Here is a 10,889-nt window from a genome sequence, read left to right as displayed (position 1 = left end):
GTGCCGCCGACATCGAGGGTGAGGATGTTGCGGATGCCCGCGTTGCGCCCCACCCAGATCGCGCCCGTCACCCCGCCCGCCGGGCCAGACATGAGCAGCGAGACAGGATGCTCTTCCGATTTTTCGGACGACATGAGGCCGCCGTCAGACCGCAGCAGCGAGAGCGATCCCGCCATTCCCGCCCCGCGCAGCCGATCGCGCAGGTTGCGCACATACTTGCCCACGACCGGGCGCACGGCGGCGTTGGCCACGGTGGTGAGGGTGCGTTCATACTCCTGCATTTCCGGCAGGACTTCGTGGCTGAGCGAAATGGGGATGCCGGGCATGATCTCTGCCGCGAGTTCGCCGATGCGCCGTTCGTGAGCGCCGTTGAGATAGGCGTTGATGAGGCTGACGGTCAGTGCCTCGATGCCGCTGTCGCGCAGGGCGATGAGAGCCGCGCGCACCTGATCCTCGTCGAGCGGCTCAAGCGTGTTGCCCTGTGCATCCATGCGGCCGCGCACTTCGACCGTATCCTCAAGGGCTGCCAGCGGCTGCGGCTTGGGCCAGACGATCCATCCGGCAAGCCCGCCCGGCACGAAACTGCGCGCGATCTGCATGACCTGACGATAGCCGTCGGTGGTGACGAGGCCGACGCGCGCGCCCTTGCCTTCGAGCACGGCATTGGTGGCAACCGTGGTGCCGTGCAGGAAATAGTCGATATCGCCCGGCGTGATCCCGGCTTTCTCGCAGATCGCGCTTACGCCGTTCAGGATGCCTTCCGAACTGTCGTGCGGGGTGGATGGGGTCTTGTGCCGCCAGAAGGTGCCGGTGCTCTGGTCGAACAGCAGGAGGTCGGTGAACGTGCCGCCCACGTCCACGCCCAGTCGATAGGTCATGTCTTCCCCGATCGCTCGTCTCGCGGCGGAATCGCCGTCATGGTTTCTCGCCACGCTTGCTATGCGCACCTGCCGCGGCAGCGACGATTTCGGACAGACTTATCCGCCAAGCGGCTTTTCGCGTATGGCGGTCTGGCTGGCCGCACGGTCAGGGGGCAGTCATCGCGCATTACAGGAGCATTGCAGAATCATGGCTTTCGATCCCGTTCGGCCCCACGCCTTCACCCTGCGACCCGGCACCCTGGATTTTCTGGCGCGACGTGCGCGGGGCGAAGGGCTGCTGATTGGCGGGGCATGGCGCAGGGCCGGGGGCGGCGCGGATTTTGCCACGCTTGATCCGGCGACCGGGGCGGAAACCGGACGCATCGCCGCGGCCAGCGCGACCGATGTCGATGCGGCGGTGGCAGCGGCACGCAATGCGCTGGCGGGCTGGAAGGCAACCGTGCCGGCAGAGCGCGCCCGCATCCTGTGGAAGATCGCAGACCTGATCGACGCCAACATCGACGATCTGTCCGAACTGGAAACGCTCGATCAGGGCAAGCCGCTGTTCGTGGGGCGCTGGGCCGAGATTCCGGGGGCGGCGGCCCAGTTCCGCTTCTTTGCGGGCCAGGCCATGGCGATCGAGGGCCAGTCGATCGAAAGTTCGATCAACTATCAGCCCGCAGGCCGCCAGATGCGCACCTGGACGGTGCGCGAACCGGTGGGCGTGGTGGCGGCGATTGTGCCGTGGAACTCGCCTCTGGTGCTGACCGCGATGAAGCTGGCACCCGCGCTGGCGGCAGGCTGCACCGTGGTGCTGAAACCCGCCGAGGACACCTCGCTTACAGCGCTGCGCCTTGCCGAACTGATGATGGAAGCCGGGCTTCCGGCGGGCGTGCTCAATGTCGTGACCGGCCTTGGCGGGCAGACCGGGGCGACGCTGGCTGCGCATCCCCAGGTGGACAAGATTGCCTTTACCGGATCGACTGCCACGGGCCGCGCGGTGCTGGATGCCGCCAAGACCAACTTCAAGCGCGTGACGCTGGAACTGGGAGGCAAGTCCCCGTCGATCGTGTTTCCCGATGCCGACATGGGCATTACCGTGCCCGGCGTTGCCAATGCGATCTTCTTCAACGGCGGGCAGGTGTGCATTGCCGGGTCGCGGCTCTACGTTCATCGTTCGGTCCACGATCAGGTGGTCGAAGGCATTGCCGCCTATGCCAAAGGCCTGAAGATGGGCCACGGTCTGGCCCCCGATACGCAGATGGGACCGCTGGTTTCGGCCCGCCATGCCGAGCGCGTGGAAGGCTTTCTCCAGCGCGCAAGAGCAGAAGGCGCCACCATGCTGACCGGGGGCGAGCGCACCGGCGATGCGGGGACTTTCATCACCCCCACCGTGGTGGTGGACGTGACGCCGGGCATGGAGATCGTGCGCGAGGAAGTGTTCGGGCCGGTGCTGGTTGTCCAGCCCTTCGACGAGCCGGAAGAAGTGATCGCGGCCGCGAACGACAGCGAATACGGCCTAGCCGCCAGCGTCTGGACGGAAAGCCTTTCCACCGCGCACCGCATGGCGGCCGACATTCGCGCGGGCACGGTGTGGATCAACTGCCACGCCATGTATGATGCCAGCCTTGCCATCGGCGGGGTGAAGCAATCGGGCTGGGGCCGCGACAGCGGTCGGCAGGCGATGGACAATTACCTTGAATGGAAAACGGTCTGCGCCTGCGTATGACCTCCTCTGCCGCCCCTTCGGCCCTGCCCGGCGAAGTGCCGACCAGCGTTGTCCTGCGCTATGGCGTGGGCCAGCTTGGCGCGCAGGTGTTCCGCGATACGCCTGCGGTGCTGCTGCCGCTGTTCATGACGACGATGCTGGGCGTGCCCGCGTGGCTGGCGGGCCTTGTGGTGCTGATGCCCAAGCTCTGGCTGATCGTGTGCGATCCGCTGGTGGGGGCATGGTCGGACCGGATGAAGGCGGCCATCGGGCGCACGCCGTTCCTGATTGGCGGGGCAGTGGGAACGACGCTGGGCTTCATCGCGCTGTTCGCGTTCACGTCCTATCCCAGTCCGACCATTGCGGCCGCGGCAATCTGCGCGCTGTTCTTCCTCGCTTCCACCGCGTTCAGCATCTATTCGGTGCCCTATCTGGCCATCGCGGCCGAACTTTCGGGCGATCCGCACCAGCGCAACCGGATCATGGTGCTGCGCATGGTCTTTGCCACGTTTGGCGTGCTGGTGGGCGTGGGGCTGGCGCAGCCGATCATCGCGCATTTCGGCGGTGGGGCGTCGGGCTGGCATATGATGAGCTGGATCTTCGGCGCGTTGTGCCTCGTCTCGATGCTGACGACGGCCAGCGGGCTGCGGCGCGTGCCGCTGATCCATGCGGGCGCGGTGCCGGGCTCCCTGCTCGACCAGATGCGCACGGTGGGCGCGAACCGGCCGTATCTGGTGCTCCTGGCCACCAGCTTCGTTTCGAACATCGGGCAGGCGGCAAGCTATACCGTGATCGGCTTCGTGTTTCTTTATGCCGTGCAGGCGATCTGGCTCATCCCGCTGTTCATCCTGTGCATGTCTGCCGCCAGCCTTGCCGCGCAGCCGCTGTGGCTGTGGTTGCCGCGCCGGATCGGCAAGCCGCGCGCCTATGTCGCGGCCTCGCTGGTATGGGCGGCGGTGACGGTGACATGGCTCTGGGTTGACGCAGGCGGGGCCGGAGCTGGGGCCGGGGCAGCAGTTGCCACGCTGCCGGGCGGGCAGCCGGTGAATGTCCAGCACCTGCTGATCCTGCTGCGCGCGGTGGTGATCGGTTCGGTCAACGGCGGCTTCATCCTGCTGGCGCTGTCGATGATGACCGATACCGTGGACTATCAGCGCCGGATGCAGGGCGTGGCCAACGAAGGCGTATTCGCGGGGCTGTTTTCGGCCATGGAGAAGCTGGCCTTCGCGCTTGGCCCGGTGATTGCAGGCGCGGTGATGAGCGCGTTCGGCTTCGTCTCGTCCACCGGGGGTGCGGCGGCGCAGAGCGAGAGCGCCATTACCGGCATCATCCTGCTTTACAGCGTGATTCCCGCCGGGATGCAGCTTGCGGCGCTGGTGATCTTCACCCGCTACAGGCTGCCCGGCGCGGCGCCTATTTCGTGATTCCCCGAATCAGGGTGTTGGGCAGAAAGGCGTTGTCCCATTCGGGGCTGCCGTCCTTGGGCGCAGGCGGCGTTGCGCCCACGCGCAGCACGATCAGCCGGTGTTTCGGGCTGATCGCCACCTGCTGGTTCGAATTGCCATCGAACATGAACAGGTCCGGATCGAGGAAGGGTTCGGAATGGAGCACGTGCGGGCCGAGCATCCCCGGCGCGCCGAAGGGGCGGCGCTGGCGGTAGGGTTCGCCAAGCCAGATGCCGAGGCCGAAGTTGGGATTTTCGGCGGTGCCCTTGCGCATTTCGGCCACGTATCCCTTCGGCAGGAGGCGCTTGCCCTGCCAGATCCCGTCGTCGATCAGCAGCACGGCAAAGCGCAGATAGGTATCGGCCGGCATGGTGGCGCAGCATCCGGCATGGGCCAGCCCGCCCGGCTTGCCCACCCACATGGTTCCGCCCTGCGCGCCCAGCGGTTGCAGCACCTCGCGCGTGATGAAATCGCCATAGCGCATCCCGGTGGCGCCTTCGATCACCATGGCGATGAGATCGCTTGGCGCGTTGGCATAGGAATAGTGCTTACCCACCGGGTGCGGCACGGGGTAGATGTCGATGATCTTCTCGCCGAAGTCGGGATGCAGCAGCGCCCGGTTATAGGGATGGTCGGGATCGGTGCTGAAGCCCTGATCCAGCATCCCCGATCGCATGTCGAGCAGATAGCGGATCGTGATCTTCTCCTTCTCGGTGCCCTTTGCCCGCGGGATGAAATCCGCGATCGACTGGTCGATCGAACGGATCCTGCCCAGCGCCAGCGCGCGCCCCACCGCGATGGCGGTCAGCGGCTTCGACAGTGATTTCGAGGTGATCGGCGTCTTCTCGGTGACACCGGGGGCATACCACTGCGAAACAACCCTGCCATTGCGCCAGACCATGAAGGCGCTGGAGTTCATCATAGCGGCATAGGCGCGCGCCTTTTCCAGTGCATCGGCGGAAATGCCGCTGCGGGCGGCGGGCACGGTCGGCAGCGGCTTCCACCTCGTTGTGCCGCGCAGCGGCTCGGTCGGTTCGTAGGGCAGGTTGCCGGGGTCTTTCAGGAACACCGCCAGCCTCGCGCGATAGACGGCCTCGGCGCTGTCGTCTGCTGAAACGGGGCTTTGCGCTGGATCGGCACTGGCACTGGCCGAATGCGCATGGGCCAGCAGCGAAAGGGCAAGAAGCAGGTTACGGCGCTTTGCAATCATCGCGTGAACTCCCCGGACGTGCGGCCACGCCCCGCTGGATGGCGCGACAGACCTGTAGGCTGCTTGTGGGACGGCTTCACGCATTTGCCCGTTCCTGACCTGCCAATCACCGCAAGGCGGATAGTTCTGCGGCTTTGCCAACGCAGTCGGTTTCTCCGGTCCATACCGCGAATGGCAAGCGAGATTGGAGTCCTGAAGTTATGACAGGGGTTGAACGGTGCCAGGTGGCGATTGTCGGGGCCGGTCCCGTGGGAACGGTTCTTGCCACGCTGCTGGCCCAGGCGGGGGTGGACGTTATCGTGCTGGAAGCGGCCGAGGATTGCGCGCAGGATCTGCGCGCCTCCACCTTCCATCCGCCGACGCTGGAAATGCTCGATGCCATCGGGATCACGCCCATGCTGCTGGACAAGGGGCTGAAGGCGCCGGTCTATCACTGGCGCGACCGCCAGAGCGGCGAGGTGATCGACTTTGACCTGAGCGAGATCGACGATGTCACTCGCTATCCTTTCCGCATCCAGTGCGAACAGTATCACCTTTCGCGCGCGCTGGCGGCAGGGCTGGAAAAGTTCGCCAATGCGCAGATGCGCTTCAACAACCGCCTCCTGACCTTCCGTGAGGACGAAAGCGGGGTGGATCTTTGGGCCGAGACGGCCTTCGGCATCAACCGGCTGCGCGCCGATTTCCTTGTCGGGGCCGACGGGGCCAATTCGATCGTGCGCAAGTGGCTGGGGATCGAGTTTGACGGGTTCACCTATCCCGAACGCTTCCTGTGCCTGTCCACCGATCTGGAACTGGCCGACCATCTGCCGAATCTGGCGCTGGTGAACTATGTTTCCGATCCCAAAGAATGGCTGGTGCTGCTGCGCGTGCCTTCGCTGTGGCGCGTTCTGGTGCCCACCGACGGGTCGCTCAGCGATGACGAACTGCGCTCGGATGCGATCAAGAACGGCATTTTCGACCGGCTCGTGGGCGACGGGGCCGCAGTCAGGACCGAGCACCGCACGCTTTACCGGGTGCACCAGCGCGTGGCCCAATCGTTCCGCGAAGGCCGGGTCATGCTGGTGGGCGATGCCGCGCACCTCAACAATCCGCTGGGCGGGTTCGGCATGAACTCAGGCGTGCACGATGCCTTCAACCTGTTCGAAAAGCTGGAACCGGTGCTGAAGGGCAAGGCCGCCATGGAACCTGCCCTTGCGCTTTACGACCGGCAGCGCCGCGAGGTGACGCACAGCTTCACCCAGATGCAGACCAAGGAAAACATGGCCTTCATCCGCGGCGGACAGGACAGCGCGCACGCAGCGCGCCGAGCGAAAATGCTGGAAATCAAGACCAACGACGAAGCGCGCCGCCAATACCTGCTGCGCCAAGCCATGTTCGACAGCCTCGCCCAGGCGGCTGCGATCAACTGACACGCATCGCGGCGGCGCAGCGGTGGGACTGCGGCGCCGCGCTCATGGAGACGAACCACATGGTCGATGTCCAGGGATACCGCGCCTGCCTTGGCGTGATTGCCCCTTCCACCAATACCACCGTCCAGCCCGACATGGAGCGCATGCGCCCGGCCGGTGTTACCAACCACTTCTCGCGAATCTTCGTGCAGGATCCGGTGGCGCTTTCGAACGAGGATTTCATTGCCGGCACGACCGCGATTGCCGAAAACACCATGGATGCGGTGCGCTCGGTCATGACGCTGCGGCCCGAATATCTCGTGCTCGGCATGTCGGCGATCACGTTCTACGGCGGGGTCGAAGGCGGCCGCAGGTTCAAGGCCGAGGTCGAGGAACTGGCCGGTGTCGGCGCATCGACGGGATCGGAATCGATTGCCGCTGCGCTTCATGCCTATGGCAATGTGAAGACGGTGAGCTTCGTTTCGCCCTATTACCCGGTGGCCAATGCCGAAGTGCGCCGCTTTCTTGAGGAATCGGGCTTCACGGTGGTGCGCGACGTGCCGTTGCAATGCCGGCGCTGGACCGACATCGCCAGGGTGACGCCGCAGCGGCTGCGCGAGGTGATCGATCATCTCGATGGCAACGATGTGGACGCGATCGTGCAGGTGGGGACCAATCTTTCGATGGTCAGCCTTGCGGCCGAATATGAGCAGAAGCGCGACAAGCCGGTCATCGCGATCAACACCGCAACCTACTGGCACGCGCTGCGCCAGCTGGGGATTACCGACCGGATCGAGGGGCTGGGCAGGCTGCTCGCCGAGTTCTGAGGCGATGGGCGGGGGTGCGCATGGCGGGCAGTCTTCCCATCAGGCTGTGCGCACCTTCATCACTCATGTTTCTTGGAATTGACTTGCATCAAGGCCCGACTTTCAAAGTTGTCCATACAAATTATCCGAAGCGGCAGCTTGACAGAGCCGCATCAGGTCGGAAAAGTTGTCCGGACAAATAAGGGCAAGCGAATCCCTCCTGCTCCACGCCAGAGGACGAACCGCATGAAGAACGATCTGCCACCGCCCTATACCGCGCTGACGCGCCATCCGATGATGCCGCGCACCAGCCATGACGAAGCCGCGCGCTTCAACTTCCTCACCCATTTCAACCGCTATCTTTCCGGCACGCTGGGGGCGGGCAACAGGCTGGCCTATGAAACACGGGTGCTGCCCGCGTTCCGTGCCGAGCATGGCCGCGATCCTGAGCACCGCTACGAAATCCGCGATGCGATGAACCGCGATCCGTTCCATCGCATGTGGTCGGCCCTGAAGCGCAATTCGATGGAAATGCGCCAGATGAACGGGCGGCAGACCGTGCTGCGCCAGCTTGACGCGCTGGATGCGCAGGCCTGCCAGTTCAACGAGCATTCCGGCCAGCTCGAACTCGATGACAGCATCACGCAGCCGGTCTATCAGACCTGCGTCGACATCCATTGCCAGCCCGGCGGCTATCACTCGCACGAGCGTCCGGGTGACGTGACGGCAGGGGCCAACTACGATGTGGGGCTGTTTGCCACCGTGGGCGGGGCGTTGGGCGCGCTCAACGATGGGGGCGGGCAGGCGCTCGTTGCCTGGGCCAGGGCCAACCGGCCCGACTGGCGGCCGCGGCGCATTCTCGACATCGGCTGCACCGTTGGCCACAACGCGGTGCCGCTGGCGCAGGGCTTTCCCGAAGCGGAAGTGATCGCGATCGACACCGCGGGCGCGTCGCTGCGCTATGCCGCGGCGCGTGCGGCGGGGCTGGGTGTGAAGAACATCCGCTTCGTGCAGGCCAATGCCGAAGATCTCTCGCGCTTTCCCGACGATCACTTCGACTGGGTGCAGACCACGATGTTCCTGCACGAACTTTCGGCGGCCGCCATGCCGAAGATCCTGCGCGAGGCGCACCGGGTGCTGAAGCCGGGCGGCCTTATCCTGCATGTGGAGCAGCCCCAGTATGGCCCCGACATGCCCCTGTTCGAACAGTTCATGCGCGATTGGGACGCCTTCAACAACAACGAGCCGTTCTGGTCGGCCATGCACGGCGTGGAGCTGGAAGACGTGATGGCCGAGGCCGGCTTCAGCCATGCCGAACAGTTCGTGGTGGGCGTGCGCGCCGTGGTCGATCCGACGATCTTTCCGCCCTCGCCCGAAGGCGAGGCCGAGGACTATGGCCGCGCCGCGGTGTGGAATGCCTATGGCGCGTGGAAGGCCGCGCCCGCGCAGGCGACCGGACAGGAGATTGCCGCATGACCGAGGGTATCGACTGGATCGCCCGTTCGGGCGCGCGTGCCAAGGGCCGCCGCCCGGCCTTCTTCGACGAGCCTGCGCTCGACCGGCTCTATTCGCTGACGCTTGCTGTGGCCGCGGAACTGTCCGCCACGCGGGAACGGCTCGATACGGTGGAGCGCCTGCTTGAAAGTGCTGGCACGCTGCGCCGCGATGACATCGAGAACTATGCGCCCGATCGCGCGGCGGGCGAGGAACGCGGGGAAAGCACCCGCGCCTACATCGCCCGCGTGATGCGCGGCTTCCAGCAGGAAGTGGAAGCCATGGAAAACCCCGACCCGCCGATCATGGACTGGGTCGAGAAGCTGTCAACGCCCTGATGCCGTGCGCGGGGCCTCAGGCCGCAAGCGCCGAGGCCCCGACCGGCTGCACGGGCAGCCCTTGGGGGGAAACAATGATCGAAGAAGTGCTTGTCCTGCGCTGGGTCCACATTCTTGCCATGGTATATTGGTTGGGCGGGGAATGGGGCGTGTTCCAGTCAAGCTACAACATCATCAACCGCAATCTTTCGCTGGAAGAGCGCAGGCGGCACATGGAAACCGCCTACCGCATCGACATCCTCGCGCGCACGGGCATCATCCTGCTGCTGCCGCTGGGGCTGCACATGGGCAACATCTATGGCCTGCAACCCTATGGCGGCGGATACCTGACCGCGATGTGGGCATTCGTGGCAGGCTGGCTTGCGCTGTGCTGGGGCGCGTTCTTCACGCGCGAAACCGATCTTGGCATCCGCCTGACCAAGCTGGACGAGGCGATCCGCTATGTCCTGATCCCGACGATCTTCGTGGTCGGCATTTCCTCGCTGACGGGCCATGGCCCGTTCGAAGCGAGCGAAGGTGTGCGCTGGTATGCCACCAAGTTCACGCTCTATGGCTTCACGCTGTGCATCGGGCTGGGCCTGCGCTGGATCATGCGGCTGTGGACCATGCGTTTCCGCGCGCTGGCGGCCGGTCCGGACCCGGCACAGGAAGCGGCCCTTGAACGCGAGATCGTGATCGGGCGCGGCCTTGCCTATATCTACTGGATCACGATTTCCGGGATCTGCTTTCTGGGCACTGTCAAGCCGTTCTGACCGAAACCGGATTGCGGTGCACATCAAGGGCGATTGTCAGGTCGGCCCGCGATGGCATCTCGGCCAGAATGTGCCGCGTGAGGCGTTCGTAGAACATGACAAAGCGCTCTATCGCGGCGCGATCCATCAGGGCGGGGGCTTCCCCGCCCTTCTGCGTGATCGACCGGCGCAGCGTTTCCTCCTGCTGGCGGCGCCAGCGCGATACCACCCCGAAGCCGGGGGCCGCCAGCAGCACGAGCATGTCGATCCGCGCGAACAGCGCCGCGTAAGGCCCGGCAAGGCAGGCGTTGACGTGGCGCCGCCAGATCATGTCGGGGTCGTCCTCGCGTTCGAGCCGGTTGACGGGGGAAGCCAGTGCCGCCTCGTCCTGCGGCACGGCCCCCACACACCATCCTTCGAACAGGACGACATCGACGGGCGCATCCGCGAAGGGCCATGCCTCGCGCGGGAAAAGGTCATCGCACGCCTTGTCGAACGCCGGGACTTGCACCCGGCCGGACTGGCCAAGGGCGCCGAAAAGCGCAAGGCCCAGTTCCACGTCATGCGTGCCGGGCACGCCGCGCACCGCAAGCAGCGGATGAACGGCCCGCGCCAGAGCCTCGCGGCGCGCCCTGGCCAGATAGAGATCGTCGAGCGAGAACGCAGCGACGCGAATCCCCTTCGCTTCGAGCAAATGCCTGAGGCTGCGCGTCGTCCAGGTCTTGCCGCTGCCCTGCGCGCCGCACAGGCCAAGCACGAAGGGCCGGCGCACGGCGTCCTTCAGACGGGGCAGAAGATGTTCGGCCACGATGGCGGCGGTGGAGGTCATCCGTCACCCCTTTCCGGCCCCGGTTATCGCGCGCCGTCGTTCCCAGCGCAATCAGTTGCGATATTCGGCCGCCTTGCGGT

Annotated in this window: 10 protein-coding genes; 7 read left to right on the top strand and 3 right to left on the bottom strand. The window is 65.4% G+C overall.

The window, feature by feature from the left end; genetic code table 11:
- On the bottom strand, positions 1-878 hold an 878-nt coding region (locus DKM43_RS14735), incomplete at its 3' end, for a hydantoinase/oxoprolinase N-terminal domain-containing protein (RefSeq protein WP_145960528.1).
- Between the two features lie 190 nt (positions 879-1,068).
- Here DKM43_RS14735 and DKM43_RS14730 point away from each other — a divergent pair.
- Together DKM43_RS14730 and DKM43_RS14725 are read left to right on the top strand one after the other, a co-directional pair.
- A complete protein-coding gene (locus tag DKM43_RS14730) occupies positions 1,069-2,589 on the top strand; it encodes an aldehyde dehydrogenase family protein (protein ID WP_109799237.1) in 1,521 nt (506 codons plus the stop codon).
- Positions 2,562-3,992: an MFS transporter gene (locus DKM43_RS14725; protein ID WP_236632614.1), complete on the top strand. Its 1,431-nt coding sequence runs from the start codon at positions 2,562-2,564 to the stop codon at positions 3,990-3,992. The genes DKM43_RS14730 and DKM43_RS14725 overlap by 28 nt, the downstream gene beginning before the upstream one ends.
- Here DKM43_RS14725 and DKM43_RS14720 read toward each other — a convergent pair.
- Positions 3,982-5,223: a serine hydrolase domain-containing protein gene (locus DKM43_RS14720; RefSeq protein ID WP_161554101.1), complete on the bottom strand. Its 1,242-nt coding sequence runs from the start codon at positions 5,221-5,223 to the stop codon at positions 3,982-3,984. The genes DKM43_RS14725 and DKM43_RS14720 overlap by 11 nt on opposite strands.
- Before the next feature lie 200 nt (positions 5,224-5,423).
- Here DKM43_RS14720 and DKM43_RS14715 point away from each other — a divergent pair, with 200 nt between their 5' ends.
- The 5 genes from DKM43_RS14715 to DKM43_RS14695 all read left to right on the top strand — a co-directional run bounded on the left by DKM43_RS14715 (position 5,424) and on the right by DKM43_RS14695 (position 10,001).
- Positions 5,424-6,632 carry an FAD-dependent oxidoreductase gene (locus DKM43_RS14715; protein ID WP_109799234.1) on the top strand — a complete coding sequence of 403 codons (1,209 nt, stop codon included), beginning with the start codon at positions 5,424-5,426 and terminating at the stop codon, positions 6,630-6,632.
- 59 nt (positions 6,633-6,691) lie between these two features.
- A complete protein-coding gene (locus tag DKM43_RS14710) occupies positions 6,692-7,438 on the top strand; it encodes an aspartate racemase/maleate isomerase family protein (protein WP_109799272.1) in 747 nt (248 codons plus the stop codon).
- 225 nt (positions 7,439-7,663) lie between these two features.
- Positions 7,664-8,893, top strand: coding sequence for a class I SAM-dependent methyltransferase (locus tag DKM43_RS14705; protein WP_109799233.1), 1,230 nt, complete (start codon positions 7,664-7,666; stop codon positions 8,891-8,893).
- Positions 8,890-9,249 (top strand): hypothetical protein, encoded by a 360-nt coding sequence (locus tag DKM43_RS14700; protein WP_109799232.1) that lies wholly within the window; start codon positions 8,890-8,892, stop codon positions 9,247-9,249. The genes DKM43_RS14705 and DKM43_RS14700 overlap by 4 nt, the downstream gene beginning before the upstream one ends.
- A 74-nt stretch (positions 9,250-9,323) precedes the next feature.
- The gene (locus DKM43_RS14695) at positions 9,324-10,001 is read left to right on the top strand and encodes a hypothetical protein (protein ID WP_109799231.1); all 678 of its coding nucleotides are present in this window, start codon (positions 9,324-9,326) and stop codon (positions 9,999-10,001) included.
- On the opposite strand, the gene DKM43_RS14690 is transcribed toward DKM43_RS14695, so the two are convergent.
- Positions 9,988-10,809: a kinase gene (locus DKM43_RS14690; protein WP_109799230.1), complete on the bottom strand. Its 822-nt coding sequence runs from the start codon at positions 10,807-10,809 to the stop codon at positions 9,988-9,990. The genes DKM43_RS14695 and DKM43_RS14690 overlap by 14 nt on opposite strands.
- Between the last annotated feature and the right edge of the window lie 80 nt (positions 10,810-10,889).

Origin of the sequence: Novosphingobium meiothermophilum (assembly GCF_003171715.1) — a bacterium.
GTDB classification, from domain to species: domain Bacteria; phylum Pseudomonadota; class Alphaproteobacteria; order Sphingomonadales; family Sphingomonadaceae; genus Novosphingobium; species Novosphingobium meiothermophilum.
Note: the sequence above shows the minus strand (reverse complement) of the source record. Positions and strands in the feature narration are given on the sequence as shown.

Excerpts from the sequence above, each read along its gene's own strand:
- DKM43_RS14695 (WP_109799231.1), top strand. The coding sequence starts at position 9,324 with ATGATCGAAGAAGTGCTTGTCCTGCGCTGGGTCCACATTCTTGCCATG.
- DKM43_RS14715 (WP_109799234.1), top strand. The coding sequence starts at position 5,424 with ATGACAGGGGTTGAACGGTGCCAGGTGGCGATTGTCGGGGCCGGTCCC.
- DKM43_RS14720 (WP_161554101.1), bottom strand. The coding sequence starts at position 5,223 with ATGATTGCAAAGCGCCGTAACCTGCTTCTTGCCCTTTCGCTGCTGGCC.
- DKM43_RS14690 (WP_109799230.1), bottom strand. The coding sequence starts at position 10,809 with ATGACCTCCACCGCCGCCATCGTGGCCGAACATCTTCTGCCCCGTCTG.
- DKM43_RS14700 (WP_109799232.1), top strand. The coding sequence starts at position 8,890 with ATGACCGAGGGTATCGACTGGATCGCCCGTTCGGGCGCGCGTGCCAAG.
- DKM43_RS14705 (WP_109799233.1), top strand. The coding sequence starts at position 7,664 with ATGAAGAACGATCTGCCACCGCCCTATACCGCGCTGACGCGCCATCCG.
- DKM43_RS14730 (WP_109799237.1), top strand. The coding sequence starts at position 1,069 with ATGGCTTTCGATCCCGTTCGGCCCCACGCCTTCACCCTGCGACCCGGC.
- DKM43_RS14710 (WP_109799272.1), top strand. The coding sequence starts at position 6,692 with ATGGTCGATGTCCAGGGATACCGCGCCTGCCTTGGCGTGATTGCCCCT.
- DKM43_RS14725 (WP_236632614.1), top strand. The coding sequence starts at position 2,562 with ATGGAAAACGGTCTGCGCCTGCGTATGACCTCCTCTGCCGCCCCTTCG.